Genomic DNA, 17,203 nt, shown 5'->3' with positions numbered 1-17,203 from the left:
GGCCGCGAGGAGCACGCGCGAGGGAGTCGGGCGCTCCGAGGGCGACCGAAGGGAGCCCGAAGGACGCGCCCGACGAGGCTAGGGAGGCGTGAGGTGCCGTGCGGTCGCGGTCGGGTGGGGCTCAAAGGGGCAGCCTCGCGGCCGGGGCTTTGAGCTGTTCGCCGTCGTTCTAGATCAACAATTTATAAGCGAACAGCCGCAGCCGGCCGCAGATCGCGGTTATATGTGAGATATCAGTCGCCGTCGCCCTCACCAACCTCGTCGCCCTCGTCCGCCGACCCGTCCCGCAACAGCCCCAGCGCCTCGGCCGCGACCGGGGTCGCCTCGTAGCCGCGTCGCCCCGCGACCTCGGCCTCGTCGACCAGTCCCGCCGCACGGAACTCCGTGAGCGTCCCGTGAAGGTCGGACTCGCACATGTCGGCGGCGTCGAGGAGGTCGATCGCGGCGATCGGTCCCTCGTCGGCGACCACGGCGAGCAGGCCGAGCGAGCGGTCGTCGCGGACCGCCCCGAGCGTCCGGCGGACCGGCTCCGGCACGCCCGAAGCGGCGGTCGCGAGCGGCGACTCGCCGTCGACGACGCTGAGCTCCTCGTTGTCGACGTACCGCTCCGCGCCGGTCGCGGGGTCGCGCACGCGACTCGACTCGGCGGATCGCTTCACGAGGAGGTACGTCTCGCCGTCGCCGTCGCGGACCGTCTGCATGGTCGAACCAGCGCCCCGTCGGACATTACGCTTCCGGGGGATCAGCGGTGGAGTCGGCATCAGTGTCGTCGGCCTCTTCGGGGGGATCCGACTCCGACTCGTCGGCCTCGCCCTGCGAGCGCCGCCACGACCGGTACGTCTGGTACGTTCGGACCCCGGCGAGGAGACCGGCGACGAGCAGCGCCGGGCCGGCCCGCGACCACCCCTCGAAGAACCACACCATGGGGCCGAGCGCGACGAGGAGGACGGCGGCGTTGGCGTAGACGACGGCGACGACGAACGCGCGGAGGGTCCCCTGGTCGACGTCGCTCGCCCCCTCGAAGTCGCCGCCGTCGTCGAACGTCTTCACCGACGGGGCTTTGGGGATGTCGGGCGTCATCTCCCGCTCGGCGTCGGAGCTCTCGCCGACGGAGATCTCGCCCTCGTCGTCCTCGTCGAGGCTGAACACGCCCGGACCTACGCCGGGCCGGGGCAAAGGGGTTCCGTCCGGGCGACGCCGCGGCTACGGGAGGAGACGGACGGAGCGCGCAGGGTCGGCGGGTCGGTCAGAGCGCGTCGGCGAGCCGCACCGTTCGGCTCGCTTCGACCCAGGCGAGGGGGTTCGTCGCGTCGAAAAGCACCACGTTCCCGTCGTCCTCGTACACCTCCACCTCGGCATCGACCGCGTCGGAGTCGGCCGGGCGAGCCGCCTGGGGTCCGGAACGTGGGTCCGAAGACATGGGCCGTGGTAAGAAGTCACACAATATATGCCTTTCCGTGGCGGGATACCTCGCCGCACCCGAAAGCCGTGTTTTTTAGCCGGGTGACGCCGAAGGACGGATATGACTCAGTCGGGGCTGTCGGACTTCTCGTCGGCCGGGGACGCGGACGGCGAGGCCGACGGCGACACGGACACCGAACGGGAGGAGCTGGCCGCGCAGGAGGCGGCCGTCGTCGCCGGGGGCGGACGGGGCCACGTGAACGACGTGGTCGACGTGGACGAGGCGAAGTTCCCGGAGTCGACGGGGACCGTCGAACTGATGATCACCCAGATCGACTACGCCGTCGAGGGGTACGGCAGCGACGAGTACCCGGTCGTCCACGTGTTCGGCCGGCGACCGGCGGAACACGTCGAGGACGCCGACCACGACGTGGTCGAACACCTCCGCGTGCTGGGCGTCGAGCCGTACTTCTACGTCCCGACGGCCGACCTCGACCGCGACCCCGTCGATGAGTACGACGTGGTGATCGGGACGCGCGAGGCGGGCCCCGACGGCGAGCCCTACGAGAGCATCCGCGGCGAGCCGCTCACCCGGATCGTCACCCGGACCCCGCGCGACGTGGGGAACATCCGCGACGACTTCGCGACCAGCTTCGAGGCGGACATCCTCTTCCCGAACCGCTTCCTGATCGACAACGGGATCAACGGCGGCATCCGCGTCGAGGAGCGGCGCCTCGACGACGGGGAAGAGACGATTCAGGTCCACGAGGGGCACCTCGAACCGGCCGAGGTCGACGCCGACCTGCGCGTGAACACCTTCGATATCGAGGTGGACGACCGCCGCGGCTTCCCCGAGGACGGCGAGGAGCCGATCATCTGTCTCACCAGCCACGACTCCTACGAGGACGAGTACGTCGTCTGGCTGTACGACGCGCCGGAGGCCGAGATTCCCCCGCCGGAAGACCTCCCGGAGTACGAGGGGATCGTCGGCGACGGCGCAGAGGTCGACTTCAGGGTCCGCACGTTCGACGAGGAGGCCGCGATGCTCGACGCGTTCGTCGAGTACATCGACGACACCGACCCGGACCTCCTGACCGGGTGGAACTTCGAGGACTTCGACGCGCCGTACGTCCTCGACCGGCTGGAGGTGCTCGACGACGGGAGCGAGTACGACCTCGACGTCGACCGGCTCTCCCGGATCGGCGAGGTGTGGCGCTCCGGCTGGGGCGGCCCGGACGTGAAGGGCCGGGTCGTCTTCGACCTGCTGTACGCCTACAAACGCACGATGTTCACCGAGCTGGAGTCGTACCGCCTCGACGCGGTCGGCGAGCGCGAGCTCGGCGTCGGCAAGGAGCGCTACACGGGCGACATCGGCGACCTCTGGGAGCAGGACCCCGAGCGCTTACTGGAGTACAGCATCCGCGACGTGGAGCTGTGCGTGGAGATCGACCGCAAGCAGGACGTGATCGCGTTCTGGGACGAGGTGCGCACCTTCGTCGGCTGTAAGATCGAGGACGCGCCGACGCCAGGCGACACCGTCGACATGTACGTCCTCCACAAGGCGTTCGGGAAGTTCGCTCTCCCGACGAAGGGCCAACAGGAGTCGGAGGAGTTCGAGGGCGGGGCCGTCTTCGACCCGATCACGGGCGTCAAGGAGATGGTGACGGTCCAGGACCTGAAGAGCCTCTACCCGATGTGTATGGTGACGATCAACGCCGGCCCGGAGACGAAGGTCGACCCCGACGAGTACGGCGGCGAGACGTACGTCGCGCCCAACGGGACCCACTTCCGGAAGGAGCCGGACGGGATCATGCGCGAGATGGTCGACGAGCTGCTCTCCGAGCGCGAGGAGAAGAAGGCGCTCCGGAACGACCACGACCCGGGCACCGAGCCGTACGAGCAGTACGACCGGCAGCAGGGAGCTGTCAAGGTTATTATGAACTCGTTATATGGGGTTACGGGATGGGATCGGTTCCGCCTCTACGACAAAGAGGGCGCGGCAGCCGTTACTGCGACCGGCCGCGAGGTCATCGACTTCACGGAGGAGGCGGCAGAAGAGCTTAATTATCAGGTAGCTTATGGTGACACCGACTCGGTTATGTTATCCCTTTCTGACATGTCGGAACGGGAGGCGATCGAGACCTCCTTCGAGATAGAGGACCACATCAACGAGCGCTACGACGACTTCGCGCGCGACGAGCTCAACGCCGACGAGCACCGCTTCGAGATCGAGTTCGAGAAGCTCTACCGGCGCTTCTTCCAGGCGGGCAAGAAGAAGCGGTACGCGGGCCACATCGTCTGGAAGGAGGGGAAAGACGTCGACGACATCGACATCACCGGCTTCGAGTACAAGCGCTCGGATATCGCCGGGATCACGAAAGAGGTCCAACAGAACGTCATCGAGACGATCGTCACCGGCGACGACATCGACGAGGACATGGAGGAGGTGAAGTCGTACCTCGAAGGCGTCATCGCGCGGGTGCTCGACGGCGACGTGGACCTCGACGAGATCGGGATCCCCGGCGGGATCGGCAAGCAGCTCGACGCCTACGACACGCCGACCGCGCAGGTCCGCGGCGCGAAGTACGCCAACCGCATGCTCGGGACGAACTTCGGGAGCGGGTCGAAGCCGAAGCGGCTGTACATCGAGAAGGTCCACCCGGACTTCTGGACGCGAATGGAGGAGGAGGAAGGGCTCGACCCCCAGCGCGACCCCCTGTACGGGGAGTTCAAGCGCGACCCGGACGTGATCTGCTTCGAGTACGCCGATCAGGTGCCCGAGGAGTTCGAGGTCGACTGGGAGAAGATGCTGGACAAGACGCTCAAGGGGCCGATAGAGCGCGTGATCGAGGCGCTCGGGATGTCGTGGGAGGAGGTGAAGACGGGGCAAGAACAGACCGGACTCGGCTCGTTCATGTGACTGCCGACGAGCGCGAACGCGCTCTCTGGAAAGCACTTTTCGATTGCTAGAAAATTTCTTGGTCGATATGCGATTTTTGACGGGGAGATGCGTAACCATTAACCCCCTCAACCCCCACCATCGATGTACGAGGCACGAGAATACATATGGCTACTCTCGAAATCAACGATCTTCACGCACGAGTGGCGGAAGAGGGCGGCGAACGCATCCTTCTCGGCGTCGATCTGACCGTCGAGTCGGGCGACATCCACGCGCTGATGGGACCGAACGGCTCGGGGAAGTCGACGCTCGCGAAAGTGATCGCCGGCCACCCCGCCTACGAGGTCACCGGCGGTGAGATTCTGCTCCACCTCGACGAGGCCGACGTCGCCGACGTGGACGTCGACCTCGACGACGAGGACTATCACTGGGAGCTCCTAGAGCTGGAGCCGAACGAGCGCGCTGCGCTCGGCATCTTCCTCGGCTTCCAGTACCCCGCGGAGATCGAGGGCGTCACGATGACGAACTTCCTCCGACAGGCGCTCAACGCGAAGGCGGACGAGCGCGAGGAGCTGTTCGAAGACGAGGAGGAGGAGGCCGCCGAGGCCGAGGCCGAGGACGACGACGAGGGGTACGAGACCTCCCCAATGGAGGGCCCCGCCGACGACGGCGAGATCGGCGTCGCCGAGTTCCAGGAGATTCTCTCCGAGAAGATGGAGCTCCTCGACATGGACGAGAAGTTCATGCAGCGCTACCTCAACGCCGGGTTCTCCGGCGGCGAGAAGAAGCAGAACGAGGTCCTCCAGGCCGCGATGCTGGAGCCGAGCGTCGCCGTGCTCGACGAGATCGACTCGGGGCTCGACATCGACCGCCTGAAAGACGTCTCGAAAGGGATCAACGCGCTCCGCGACGAGCAGGGCACGGGCGTCCTCCAGATCACGCACTACCAGCGCATCCTCGACTACGTCGAGCCCGACCACGTCCACGTCATGCTCGACGGGGAAGTCGTCAAGAGCGGCGGCGCGGAGCTCGCCGAGAAGCTCGAGGACGAGGGGTACGACTGGGTCCGCGAAGACGCCTACGAGGCGGCGTAACCGAATGTGGGCACGCGACACACGTAAACACGGGAATCAGTAACAATACACTATGAGTTCACAACAGGACGACCTCAAGGAGACAGACACCGAGGCTCGCTTCGAGTTCAAGAAGGAGGAGAAGTCCGCCTTCCAGACCGAGAAGGGTCTCACCGAGGAGACGGTCCGCGTCATCTCGGAGGACAAGGACGAACCGGAGTGGATGCTGGAGCGACGCCTGCGCGCGCTCGAGCAGTTCCAGGAGATGCCGATGCCGACCGACTGGCCCGGCCAGCCGGACCTCTCCGAGATCGACATCGACGAGATCGTACCGTACATCCGCCCGGACATCGAGGCCCGCGGCGGCGCCGAGAGCTGGGAAGACCTCCCCGAGGAGATCCAGGACACGTTCGACAAGCGGGGCATCCCGGAGGCGGAGAAGAACGCGCTCTCGGGCGTCGGCGCGCAGTACGAGTCCGAGATCGTCTACCAGAACATGCAGGAGCGGTGGGAGGAGAAGGGCGTCATCTTCTGTGACATGGACAAGGCCGTCCAGGAGCACGAAGAACTCGTCCGCGAGCACTTCATGACGAAGTGCGTCCCCCCGAGCGACAACAAGTTCGCGGCGCTTCACGGCGCCATCTGGTCGGGCGGCTCGTTCGTCTACATCCCCGAAAACACCACCGTGGAGATGCCGGTCCAGGCGTACTTCCGGATGAACTCCGAGGGGATGGGTCAGTTCGAGCACACGCTCATCATCGCCGAGGAGGGCTCCGAGGTCCACTACATCGAGGGCTGTTCCGCGCCGAAGTACTCGGCGTTCAACCTCCACTCGGGCGGCGTCGAAGTGTTCGTGGGCGAGGACGCCCACGTCCAGTACTCGACCGTCCAGAACTGGTCGAAGAACACGTACAACCTCAACACGAAGCGCGCCATCGCCGAGAAGGGCGGGCGCATGGAGTGGATCTCCGGCTCGATGGGCTCGAAGGCGACGATGCTGTACCCCTCGACGATCCTGAAGGGCCGCGGTGCCTCCGACAACCACATCACCATCGCCTTCGCGGGCGAGGGCCAGGACATCGACACCGGCGCGAAGGTGTACCACAACGCGCCGGACACGAAGTCCACGGTCGAGTCGAAGTCGATCGCGAAGGACGGCGGCCGCACCAACTACCGCGGGCTCGTCCACATCGCGGACGGCGCCGAAAACTCCTCGACGGCCGTCGAGTGCGACGCGCTGATGTTCGACAACGAGTCGACGTCGGACACCATGCCGTACATGGAGATCAACGAGTCGAAAGTCGACGTCGCCCACGAGGCGACCGTCGGGAAGATCGGCGACGAGGACATCTTCTACCTCCAGTCGCGCGGGCTCGACGACGACGACGCCAAACAGATGATCGTCTCCGGGTTCATCGAGCCGATCACGGAGGAACTGCCGATCGAGTACGCCGTCGAGCTGAACCGCCTCGTCGAACTCGAGATGGAGGGCTCGCTCGGATAACATGAGCACGCAAGCAATCGAGAGCCTCTCGGAGGACACGGTACGACGCATCGCCGACGAACGCGACGAGCCCGAGTGGCTCTTGGAGACCCGTCTGAACGCGCTGGCCGCGCTGGAGACCGCGGAGCTGCCCGACGTCATCCAGACGCCGGGCCGCCGCTGGACCGACCTCGAGGCGCTGGACTTCGAGTCGCTCGTCGACCCGCTGAACCAGGCGGACGAGACCGAGCGGACCGCGGGCGACGACGAGGTCGTCGTGCTGCCGTTCACCGAGGCGCTCGCCGAGTACGGCGACGTCATCGAGGCGAACTTCGGCTCCGTCCTCGACCCCGAACACAACTATCTCACGGCGCTTTCGGTCGCGCTGTTCACCACCGGTACGTTCGTCTACGTTCCCGAGGGCGTCGACGTCGAGGACGTGACGGTGCGCGCGGAGATGAACTCCCGTTCGCTGTTCAGCCAGACGCTCGTCGTCGCCGAGGAGTCGTCGTCGGTGACGATCCTCGAGTCGATCACGTCGGGCGACGCCGACGTGAGCGGCGACCGGTACTTCTCGAACCTCGTCGAAGTCGTCGCGGGCGAGAACTCGAATGTCCAGTTCGGCTCGCTCCAGAACCTCGACGACGACGCCTACACCTACTCGCTGAAGCGCGGCGTGACCGACACGTACGCGACGGTCGACTGGATCGAGAGCAACTTCGGCTCGAAGCTCACCCGCTCCGACATCGAAACCGAGCTCGAGGGCGACGGCTCCGAGAGCCAGATCGTCGGGACGTTCTTCGGCACGGACGACCAGCACTTCGACATCAACGCCCGCGTGTGGCACCAGGCGGAGCAGACGACCGCCGACCTCGTCACCCGCGGCGTGCTCGACGACGTGGCGCGCTCCGTCTACGAGGGCGTTCAGGACGTCGGCGAGGACGCGTGGAACACCTCCAGCTACCAGCGCGAGAACACGCTGATGCTGTCGGACGACGCCGAGGCCGACGCGTCGCCGAAGCTGATCATCCACAACCACGACACCGAGGCGTCCCACTCCGCGACGGTCGGACAGGTCGACGCCGAGGACCTGTTCTACCTCGAGAGCCGCTCGATCGACTCGCGGACGGCCCGGAACATGCTCGTCGAGGGCTTCTTCGTGCCCGTCCTAGAGGAAATCGCGGTCGACGAGTTCCGCGACGACGTCGAGGAGCTCGTCTTCGAGCGGCTCCAGTAAGCCGTCGGCGCCGAACGGATTTTTTCAGCCCCGCCCGGAGTCCCGGAGCGACCGGCGAGCGAGGGGAACCGCTTAAGACCGACGACGCCCGAGTTGTTCGTATGCGAACCCGCGTATCGTGCCGTCTCGGGTGGTCGCGGTGAGCGTGAGCCAGCGGGTCGCCTCCGACGACCAACTCGCGCGGCTGCTCCAGATCGGAATCGTGCTGGAGGAGGTCGTCGAAGCGCGAGCGCATCGCCACTACCAGCAGTTGGACACCGAACTCGACGCGGAGGTGGAGACGCTCCTCGCGGACGCGGCCGAGGAGTCGGCGGACCACCGCGAGCGGCTGGAGTCGCTCATCGACGGGCTCGGCGTCGACAGCGTCCCGTTCGACGAGATCGAGTCGCTCGTCGACGCCCGCTACGGACGGACGCGGCCGGAGGACTTCGACGACGTGCTGTACGACCAGCTGTGCAACGAGGAGACGGCGTACAAGTTCTACGACGACCTCATCGAGGCGATCGAGGGGTCCGACGGGTCGTTCTCGGTCGACCGCGAGGAGCTGATCGCGACCCTGACGGCGATCCGCGACGAGGAGGCCGAGGGCGTACGCGAGGTCACGGAGGTCATGGAGCGCCGATGAACCGGACAGACGAGTCGCCGACGAGCGCCGACGGAGGACAGCCGTGAACACCGCAGATCAGTACCTCAAGACGATATACGTCGTACAGGACAGCGAAGACGGACCCGCCTCGACCGGGTCGATCGCCGATGCGCTCGGCGTCAGCCCGGCCAGCGCCAACGAGATGATCGGCAAGCTCGAAGAGCGCGGGCTCGCCGAACACGAGAAGTACAAGGGCGTCAAGCTGACCGACGACGGCATCGTCCGGGCCAGGGACGCCCTCCAGACCTACTGTATCATCGAGCGGTTCCTCGCGAACGTCCTCGCGGTCGAGGACTATCAGGCCGAGGCCCGGGAGCTCGAGGCTGTCATCGACGACACGGTCGCCGAGCGGCTCGACACGATCATCGACCGGCAGCCGGAGTGTCCGGACTGCTTCGACCCGGAGTCCGACGCCTGCGCGTGTTTGGAGATCGCGCCGGGGCCGGTCGAGCCGGAACAGCAGTAAAACGGCCGCAGAAACTTCTCCAGAGGTCCTTAGACTCCGGTCGAGTACCGCAGGATACCGGCGATGCCGCCGAACGCGTCGAGCAGCTGTTCGCCCTTCTCGAAGTCCGTGGAGATGAACTTCGTGTCCGTCCCGCGCTGTTCGGCGATGGCCATCAGGTGTTCGATGACGTCCTCTCGCTCCTCGACCTCGGCCGCCTCGCCGCACTCGCTACATTCGTGGTCCGGCGTCGAGTGGCGGGCGTCGATAACCTCGTACTCCTCGTGGCCGTCGGGGCACTCGTAGACGACGACGTCGGAGCGAAGGTCCTCGGAGATGAGCAGGCGGTCCACCGATCCCATGATCAGGTTGCGGCGGGTCTGCTCGAACCCGTAGGTCGCCTCCTGCCCGGTGTTGAGCTTCTCGAAGAACTCTTCCATGTTGCGTTTGTCCTCGACGATCTCCTGGTCGGCGAGCGCCTCGCTGGCGTTGTCGACGAGGTCTTTCAGGCCGGACTCATCGGTGTAGGCCACGTCGAACTTGCCGAGCACCTTGTCCTGAAGCTCGTGGTGGAGGTAGTCGCCGTCGAGGAACTCGTCTTTGGTCGGCGAGGGACCGCCGACGAGGATGCCGTCGAGTTCGTGGCGCTTGTCGACGAACAGGTCGTTGGCCATCCCAGCGACCTCCTGGTAGAAGTTGTCGATCGCTTCGAGGCGCAGGCGGGCGAATCGCTGTGCGGACTGACCCCCCTTCCGCTGTTTGCCGGGGACGAGCGAGGAGGCGGACTTGACCGCCTCGACGCGTTTCCCCTTCAGCCAGCCGACGTTCGCCTCGCGGCGGTCCAAGACGATGAGCCCGAACAGCCCGGAGTCCTCGAGCATGTGTTCGAGCGGCTCGGTGAGGAACTCCGAGTCGCAGTGGTAGCGGAACGACTCGACGGGCTGCGGGGGCGACTCCAGCGTCCGGGTGACCATGTCGGTCTGGCCGCCGCCGCTGTCGATGGCGCCCGAGAATATCACGATCCCGTTGTCCGGCGGGAAGGTGTCGTAGTAGCGCAGCCGGTCCTTGATCGACGTCAACGCGTCCTGAACGGCCGTCCGCGTCTGCTTGGACTTGATGTTGGACGCCTCGCTGTGCTCTTGGGTGACGTGCGCCACCACGTCGGAGATCTGCCTGTCCTCGGGGATGTAGATGGTGACGAGCTGGGTGCCGGAGCCCTCGTACTCCTTGAGTTCCTCGATGACCTTGCGGAACTCGTACTTCCGGCGGTCCGCGTTCGCCTCCTGTGCGTCGCTACTCATTACTCCGAATACGGTCGCGTGCGTGTAAGTAATCTTTGACCTGTCGATACGGGCGGAAGCGTCCGTCTCGGCCGCGTTTGGCGGTGGATCGCTCGGAGCCCCGCTCCGGGCGACGGAGGACGGGATACCCTCGATTTACATCGACTCCGGCGCCTCGACGCCCAGCACGTCGAGCGCGTTCGCCATCGTGTGCTTCGCGGCCGCGACGAGCGCGAGCCGGGCGTCCCGCAGGGCCTCGGTCTCGGCGGTCACGACGGGGCACTCGCGGTAGAAGGCGTTGTACGCGTCCGCGAACTCGCGGGTGAACGTCGCGATCGTGTGCGGCTCCAAGTCGTCCGCGGCGGCCTCGATTGCGGCGGGGAAGCGCGCGACCTCGCGGAGGAGCTCGCGGGCCGCGTCGGTTTCGAGCGCGCCCGCGTCGACGTCCAAGGCGTCGGGGTCGACCTCGCCGTCGGCGTCCGCCGTCACGCCCGGCACGTCGATCCCGGCGGCGGCCGCCTCGCCGAGGATGCCGGCGCAGCGCGCGTGGACGTACTGGACGAACGGCGCCGACTGCGCCTCGAAGTCGAGCGCGTCCTCCCACTGGAAGGTGATCGCCTTCGCGGGCTGTTTGGAGACGATGTCGTACCGGACCGCGCCGATCCCGACCTGGTGGGCGATGCGCTCGACGTCCGCGTCGGTGAGGTCGTCGTCGCGGATGCGGTCGTCCATCCGGGACTCGACGGCGTCGCGGGCGCGGTCGATCGCCTCGTCGAGGAGGTCGTCGAGCATCACACCCGTCCCCTTCCGGGTCGACATCTTCCCGTCGGGCAGGTTGACGTACGAGTAGATGACGTGGCCGAGGCGGTCGGTGTCGTTCCCGAGCAGTTCGAGGGTCGCCGAGAGCTGGTCGGCCTGGAGCTTGTGGTCCTCGCCGAGGACGGTGACGGCGCGGTCGTAGTTCGCGAACTTCCACTCGTGGTGGGCCAGGTCGCGGGTGGTGTAGAGGCTGGTGTCATCGGAGCGCAGGAAGACGAGGTTCTTGTCGATCCCCCACTCGTCGAGCTCCAGCTGCCAGGCGTCCTCCTCGTAGACGGCGTGGTCGGTCTCTTTCAGCCGGCCCGCGATGTCGTCGGTGGATCCGTCGCGCATGAACCGCGTCTCCTTGACGAACTCGTCGAACTCCGCGGGGAGGCGGCCGAGGCACGCCTTCATTCCACCGAGGACGGCGTCGACGACCTCGCCGACGCGCTCGTACGTCTCCTCGTCGCCCGCCTCGAGCCCCTGGAGGATCGACTGGATCTCCGCCTCCGCGGCCTCAACCGCGTCGTCGTCCGCCTCCTCTAAGAAGGCGTTCCCCTTCCGGTAGTAGCGCACGAGGTCGTACTCGGCGCGGTCGCGGGCGGGCTCCGCGTCGAGGTCCGGCTCGTCGAACCGCTCGTACGCCCAGGTGAACACCGCCATCTGCCGGCCCGCGTCGTTGACGTAGTAGTGGCGGTCCACGTCGTAGCCGGCGTACGCGAGGAGGTTCGCGACCGCGTCGCCGACGATGGGGTTGCGCGCGCGGCCGACGTGGACGGGGCCGGTCGGGTTCGCGCTGGTGTGTTCGACCACGACGCTCGTGTCGCGGTCGGGGAGCGCGCCGTAGTCGGCGTCGACCGCGGCCGCGTCGAGCGTGTCGGCGAGGTAGCGCTCGTTCGCGTGGAAGTTGACGTACGGCCCCGCGGTGTCGACGCTCGCGACGTAGTCCGCGTTCCCGACCGACACCGCCTCGGCGACAGTCGCCGCGACGTTCGGCGGCGCGTCGCCGACCTCGCCCGCGAGTCGGAAGGCGACGCTGGAGGCGAGCGTCGCGTCCATGTCGTCGGGCGGGCGTTCGATGCCGAGGTCGTCGGTCGGGAGGGCGAGCGAGTCGAGCGCGTCCGCGAGCGCCGCCTCGACCTCCGACCGGAACTGCCGGAACATACCGTCCGTTCGACGGGCGGGTTAAAAGGCCCTTCCGAAGCGGCGCGGCGGGCGGAGACGCGGATCGAACCGCGAGCGACACCGCCACGGGAAACCCACCGGGTTGTGCGCAACAGCCGTCCGTATCGCTCCGTTGACGCCGCCGCCTCCGGTCGGTTATCGGGACAGTTTCGGCAGTCGAGCGATCCGGTCGGCGTTCGGGACCCCCTTCGGTTCGCCTGCGGCGGGACTGAAGTGCCTCCGCGGTCCGCACCCGACCGGCGGAGTTCGTCGGAGGGGATCGCGCTACTCCACGATCTCGTCGATCAGCTCGCGCGCACTGCGCCGAACCGCCGCGTCGCTCTCGACCGACGGTTCCCACCCGAGGGCGGCGAGCTTCTCGATCGACAGCCGCATCTTCGGTACGTCGCCGGTCCAGCCGCGGTCGCCGCCGGTGTAGGCGTACTCCGGGTCGACGCCGAGCTCCTCGCTCACGATGTCGGCGATGTCGGTGACGGAGGTCGTCGTCCGCGTCCCGAGGTTGTAGACGTTGTACGCGGCGTCTGCGTTCTCGACCACGTGCCGGATGGCGTCGACACACTCCGAGACGTGCATGTACGACTTCTCCTGCCGGCCGTCGCCGAGGATCTCCAGTTCGGTCGGATCCTCGGCTAACTTCTCGATGAAGTCGGGGATCACGTTGCCGCGCTGGCGCGGGCCGACGATGTTCGCGAACCGGAACACCCACGACCGGACGCCGTAGGAGTGCGCGAACGTCGATATCAGCGCCTCGTCCGCGAGCTTCGCGGAGCCGTACATCGAGATCGGTTCGAGGGGGGCGTAGTCCTCGGGGGTCGGTCGCGGCGCCTCGCCGTACACCGTCGAGGAGGAGGTGAACGCGAAGCGATCGACGCCGACCTCGCGCATGCGCTCCAAGACGTTGTACGTCATCTCGGTGTTCTCCTCGAACAGCGCGCGGTCGTCGTCGTAGTTCGTGTCGGTGTACGCCGCGAAGTGGAAGACGACATCGAGGTCGTCGGTGACGACGCGCGCCACGTCGTCGGGGTCGGTCATGTCCGCTTCGACGAACGCCGCGCCCTCGGGGACGCGGTCGCGGGTCCCCTTCGAGAGGTCGTCGGCGACGCGGACCGTCGCGCCGCGGTCGAGCAGGTCGGCCGCGAGGTGGCTTCCGACGAGACCGGCGCCGCCGGTGACGAGGACGCGCGAATCGGCGAGGTTCATATCGGCCCGTCGGCGGTCGCGGATAAGTAGGTGTGGAATCGCGACGAGCGGGGTCGACACGGAGGCGAAGCGAACGGAACCGGGTCACGTCCGTGTCGGTCGAAGCGCCGGCCGCACCGATCCGAGCGCAGACCGCGCCGATCCGATCGTCGCCGACGGCGAGTGCCGCCGAGCAGATCGCCGGCGACGCCGTAGGGACGGCTGTGTCAGAGCGTGGTCAGAGGTTCTCGAACGCCTCGTCGACCATCTCGCCGGTGTCGGCGATGATGCCGGCCATCTCGTCGTCGTCGGGCGCCATGCCCGCGAGGCGAGCGAGACGCATGATAGAGACGTGATAGACGCGCTGCGTCCCGGGCGCTTCCTCCCAGACGACGACGTTACACGGCATGAGCGCGCCGAGCTTGTTGTCGGTCGCGTCGAGCGCCCGGTCGGCGACAGCCGGGTTACACGCGCCGAGCACGTAGTAGGGGTCGCGGCCCGCGTCGACCTTCTCGTTGAGCATCTCGGACGGCGAGAACTCGACCGGGACGCCGAATCCGGCGTCGGTGAACACCTCGCGGACGTGTTCGATCGCCTCCTCGTGGCCCATCTCGAGGGTGGCCTGCTCTTCGCCGATGTCGTCCGGGTCGATCTGCGTCGGGTCGATCGGAAGCGTCATTCGTGTATCGTCTTGGGCCTACGTAACAAAGGCTCTTCGGATGTCCTACCGAGAGAGCGGAGCAGCCGTGAACTGAACCGGACTGTCGCCGACTCGACTGTAGTAGTATTGTACTAATTAGGAACAACTTTAACCCACTCTGTCGCCCTATTGTCCGATACGATGACCGCGTCAGTGCGTGACGACCTCGAACGGGACTTGGGGTGTATCGACCTCCTCGAGTGTATTCACGGGCTCAACGAGCGGGATCAGGCGGTGTTTCAGGCGCTCCAAGGAGTGAACGAAGGGCTCACCGTCGACGACGTGGCGGACCGGCTGGAGTGTGAGCGGTCGACGGCGTACCGGTCGATCTCGCGGCTCGTGGACGCCGGCGTCGTCGTCCAGCGACAGGAGAACTACGATCAGGGCGGGTACTACTACGTCTACCGGCCGCGAACGCCCGAGGAGGCCGCTCGCGAGATGCAGCAGCTGCTCAACAGCTGGTACGCGACCGTCGGTCAGCTCATCCAAGAGTTCGAGGACCGGTACGGCGGCGAGGCGGACGAGCGCGGGGATCGGTCGCTCCAGCCCGGACCGTGACGCGCGGGCGACCGCGACGCCCAGCGATTAGTATTGTGCGAAACATACAAAATAAATAAATCGTTGGGGATCAAAGGGGATGGCATGGCCGAAGACACGGGAGCGACCCGGCCGCCGACGGACCCGGACGACGCTCCCGCCGAGTACGTGCGAGCCAACCGGGAGGAGCTGGTCTCGCTGGCCCTCGATCTGCTCGCGGTCGACACGTCGAACCCGCCCGGCGACACGCGCGAGATCGTCGCGGCGATCGAGCGGTTCCTCGACCCGCTTCCGGTCGAGGTCGAGCGGTTCGCCGTTGACCCGGCGAAGCCGAACCTGCTCGTCCGGGTCGACGGCGCGTCCGACCGAACGCTGCTGTACAACGGACACCTCGACACCGTGCCGTTCGACGCCGACGCGTGGACGCGCGACCCGCTCGGCGAACGCGCCGACGGCCGCGTCTACGGCCGGGGCGCGACCGACATGAAGGGCGCCCTGGCGTCGCTGCTGTTCGCGCTCCGGGCCGTCGTCGCGACCGACGCGGAGCCGCCCGTCGACCTCCTGTTCGCCTTCGTGAGCGACGAGGAGGTCGGCGGCGACGCGGGGCTCCCGGCGCTGCTCGATGCCAGAGCGCTCGACGCGGACGCGTGCGTGATCGGCGAGCCGACCTGCGAGGAGGGTCGCCGCTCCGTCACGGTCGCGGACCGGGGGAGCATCTGGCTGACGCTCGAAGCCGCCGGCGAGGCGGCGCACGGCTCTCGACCGATGCTCGGGGTCAACGCGGTCGACCGGCTCTACGGCGCCGTCGAGACGATACGCGAGCGGTTCGGCGCCGAGCGGCTAGAGATCGACGCCGAGATGGAGCCGATCGTCGAGGAGTCGGTCGAGTACTACGCCCCGTCGATGGGCGAGGCGACCGCTCGGGACCTATTCCGGTACCCGTCGATCAACCTCGGCGTCCTCGAGGGCGGCGACGCGGTGAACGCCGTCCCGGGGTCCGCCCGCGCCGAGGTCGACGTGCGGCTGACGGCGGGCGTCCACACGCCCGACGTGCTCGCGGCCATCCGCGACTGCGTCGCCGACTGCGAGGGGATCACGGTCGCCGACGTTTCCTGGAGCGTCGGCACCACAGAGGACCCCGCCAGCCCGCTGGTCGACGCCGTCGCGTCGACGGCGGCGGCGGTCACCGGGGACCGCGTCTTCCGTCGGAGCGCCACGGGCGGCGGCGACGCCAAGAAGCTCCGGAACGCCGGGATATCGACCGTCGAGTTCGCCCTCGGGACCGACACGCTCCACGCCCCCGACGAGTACGTCCCGGTCGACGCGCTCGTCGACAACGCGGTGGTCTACGCCCGGCTCCCCGCCGCGTGGCGCTCTCGGGTCGACTAGCTGCCCGCGGACGAGCGGGGCGACTCGGGCACGCCGGTCGGCGACGGTCGAGAAAGACTTAGATAGCGGACTGGTTCACGTATGGGTATGGAGGACAAGACCGATGCGACGAGCGAGCCGCCTCGGGGGGCCGACGACGGGTCCGTGAGCGGCGGACACGGGTTCGCGGGCGGCGGGAGTGACGGACGCCGCCTTCCGGCGGACGGAACGGGAGCCGGCGCGTCGGGCCCCCGCTGACGATGGAGCGGTTCCAGAACACCGGCCAGCCCGACTGGGACTGGTGGGGGAAGCTCTGGCCGACGCCGGGCGCGACGCTCCGGCAGCTCGGGGTCGAGCCCGGCCTGTCGGTGGCCGAGGTCGGCTGCGGGAGCGGCTACTTCGCGCTCCCGGCCGCCCGCATCGCCGAGCCCGCGCCCGTGTACGCCGTCGACTTGGACGAGGCGCTGCTCGACGAGCTCGACGCGCTCGCCGGGCGACAGGCGATCGGGAACGTCGTCCCGGTCCACGGCGACGCCCGGGACCTGACCGGTGTCCTCCCGGAGCCGGTCGACGTGCTCGTCGTGGCGAACACCTTCCACGGCGTCGACGACCGCGCCGAGTTCGTCGAGGAGACGTTCCGAGCGGTCGCGCCCGGCGGCAGCCTGGTCGTCGTCAACTGGCACGACCGGCCGCGCGAAGCGACGACCGTCGAGGGGGAGCCCCGGGGACCGCCGACGGGGCTCCGGATGGACCCCGAGGAAACGGCGGAGGCCGTCCGGGGGGCGGCGCCGTTCGAACTCGACCGGCGGATCGATCTGCCGCCGTACCACTACGCGGTCGCGTTCGACCGGTAGCGCCGCCGACGCCCCAACCGTCAGCGACGCCCCGACTGCCGCCGACGCTGACCGATCCGCGCCGAACACGAGGATTTTTATATTGTGGAATGAGCGCACAAGACTAATACGCCAC

At 67.5% G+C, this 17,203-nt stretch carries 17 protein-coding genes; 10 read left to right on the top strand and 7 right to left on the bottom strand.

Annotation, left to right across the window (positions count from 1 at the left end):
* Positions 1–233 precede the first annotated feature (233 nt).
* The 3 genes from B9G49_RS09400 to B9G49_RS16765 all read right to left on the bottom strand — a co-directional run bounded on the left by B9G49_RS09400 (position 234) and on the right by B9G49_RS16765 (position 1,420).
* The gene (locus B9G49_RS09400) at positions 234–701 is read right to left on the bottom strand and encodes a hypothetical protein (RefSeq protein ID WP_086216174.1); all 468 of its coding nucleotides are present in this window, start codon (positions 699–701) and stop codon (positions 234–236) included.
* A gap of 25 nt (positions 702–726) precedes the next feature.
* Positions 727–1,149 (bottom strand): hypothetical protein, encoded by a 423-nt coding sequence (locus B9G49_RS09395; protein WP_086216173.1) that lies wholly within the window; start codon positions 1,147–1,149, stop codon positions 727–729.
* A gap of 97 nt (positions 1,150–1,246) precedes the next feature.
* On the bottom strand, positions 1,247–1,420 hold the full coding sequence (locus B9G49_RS16765; RefSeq protein ID WP_167373101.1) for a hypothetical protein: 174 nt from the start codon (positions 1,418–1,420) through the stop codon (positions 1,247–1,249).
* Between the two features lie 102 nt (positions 1,421–1,522).
* Here B9G49_RS16765 and B9G49_RS09390 point away from each other — a divergent pair, with 102 nt between their 5' ends.
* The 6 genes from B9G49_RS09390 (at position 1,523) to B9G49_RS09365 (ending at position 9,205) form a co-directional block, all read left to right on the top strand.
* Positions 1,523–4,321, top strand: a complete 2,799-nt coding sequence (locus B9G49_RS09390) for a DNA-directed DNA polymerase (RefSeq protein WP_086216172.1) — start codon at positions 1,523–1,525, stop codon at positions 4,319–4,321.
* A gap of 146 nt (positions 4,322–4,467) precedes the next feature.
* Entirely contained in the window at positions 4,468–5,394 is a 927-nt protein-coding gene (locus B9G49_RS09385) for an ABC transporter ATP-binding protein (protein WP_049931712.1), read from the top strand.
* A gap of 52 nt (positions 5,395–5,446) precedes the next feature.
* The gene (gene sufB, locus B9G49_RS09380; RefSeq protein ID WP_086216171.1) at positions 5,447–6,877 is read left to right on the top strand and encodes a Fe-S cluster assembly protein SufB; all 1,431 of its coding nucleotides are present in this window, start codon (positions 5,447–5,449) and stop codon (positions 6,875–6,877) included.
* A 1-nt stretch (position 6,878) separates the two neighbouring features.
* Positions 6,879–8,093: a Fe-S cluster assembly protein SufD gene (gene sufD, locus B9G49_RS09375; protein ID WP_049932321.1), complete on the top strand. Its 1,215-nt coding sequence runs from the start codon at positions 6,879–6,881 to the stop codon at positions 8,091–8,093.
* Positions 8,094–8,232: 139 nt separating this feature from the next.
* Entirely contained in the window at positions 8,233–8,718 is a 486-nt protein-coding gene (locus B9G49_RS09370) for a rubrerythrin (protein ID WP_086216177.1), read from the top strand.
* A gap of 43 nt (positions 8,719–8,761) precedes the next feature.
* Positions 8,762–9,205: a metal-dependent transcriptional regulator gene (locus tag B9G49_RS09365; RefSeq protein WP_049932320.1), complete on the top strand. Its 444-nt coding sequence runs from the start codon at positions 8,762–8,764 to the stop codon at positions 9,203–9,205.
* A gap of 29 nt (positions 9,206–9,234) precedes the next feature.
* Here B9G49_RS09365 and prf1 read toward each other — a convergent pair whose 3' ends face one another.
* The 4 genes from prf1 to B9G49_RS09345 all read right to left on the bottom strand — a co-directional run bounded on the left by prf1 (position 9,235) and on the right by B9G49_RS09345 (position 14,308).
* A complete protein-coding gene (gene prf1 / locus B9G49_RS09360) occupies positions 9,235–10,485 on the bottom strand; it encodes a peptide chain release factor aRF-1 (RefSeq protein WP_086216170.1) in 1,251 nt (416 codons plus the stop codon).
* A gap of 135 nt (positions 10,486–10,620) precedes the next feature.
* A complete protein-coding gene (gene argS, locus B9G49_RS09355) occupies positions 10,621–12,429 on the bottom strand; it encodes an arginine--tRNA ligase (protein ID WP_086216169.1) in 1,809 nt (602 codons plus the stop codon).
* A 285-nt stretch (positions 12,430–12,714) separates the two neighbouring features.
* Positions 12,715–13,650, bottom strand: coding sequence for an NAD-dependent epimerase/dehydratase family protein (locus B9G49_RS09350; RefSeq protein WP_049932311.1), 936 nt, complete (start codon positions 13,648–13,650; stop codon positions 12,715–12,717).
* 217 nt (positions 13,651–13,867) lie between these two features.
* Positions 13,868–14,308, bottom strand: a complete 441-nt coding sequence (locus tag B9G49_RS09345; protein ID WP_049932310.1) for a DUF302 domain-containing protein — start codon at positions 14,306–14,308, stop codon at positions 13,868–13,870.
* Between the two features lie 162 nt (positions 14,309–14,470).
* Between B9G49_RS09345 and B9G49_RS09340 the strand changes: the two genes are divergently transcribed.
* From B9G49_RS09340 to B9G49_RS09330, 4 genes are all read left to right on the top strand, one after another.
* A complete protein-coding gene (locus B9G49_RS09340) occupies positions 14,471–14,887 on the top strand; it encodes a helix-turn-helix domain-containing protein (RefSeq protein ID WP_049932308.1) in 417 nt (138 codons plus the stop codon).
* 84 nt (positions 14,888–14,971) lie between these two features.
* Positions 14,972–16,255, top strand: coding sequence for a M20 family metallopeptidase (locus B9G49_RS09335; RefSeq protein ID WP_086216168.1), 1,284 nt, complete (start codon positions 14,972–14,974; stop codon positions 16,253–16,255).
* 87 nt (positions 16,256–16,342) lie between these two features.
* Positions 16,343–16,492: a hypothetical protein gene (locus B9G49_RS16535; protein WP_158093609.1), complete on the top strand. Its 150-nt coding sequence runs from the start codon at positions 16,343–16,345 to the stop codon at positions 16,490–16,492.
* Positions 16,493–16,494: 2 nt separating this feature from the next.
* A complete protein-coding gene (locus tag B9G49_RS09330) occupies positions 16,495–17,088 on the top strand; it encodes a class I SAM-dependent methyltransferase (RefSeq protein WP_086216167.1) in 594 nt (197 codons plus the stop codon).
* The last annotated feature ends 115 nt before the right edge of the window (positions 17,089–17,203 follow it).

The organism is Halorubrum sp. SD683 (assembly GCF_002135045.1).
Taxonomy (GTDB): Archaea; Halobacteriota; Halobacteria; order Halobacteriales; family Haloferacaceae; genus Halorubrum; species Halorubrum ezzemoulense.
This window is presented reverse-complemented; position numbering and strand designations above follow the sequence as displayed.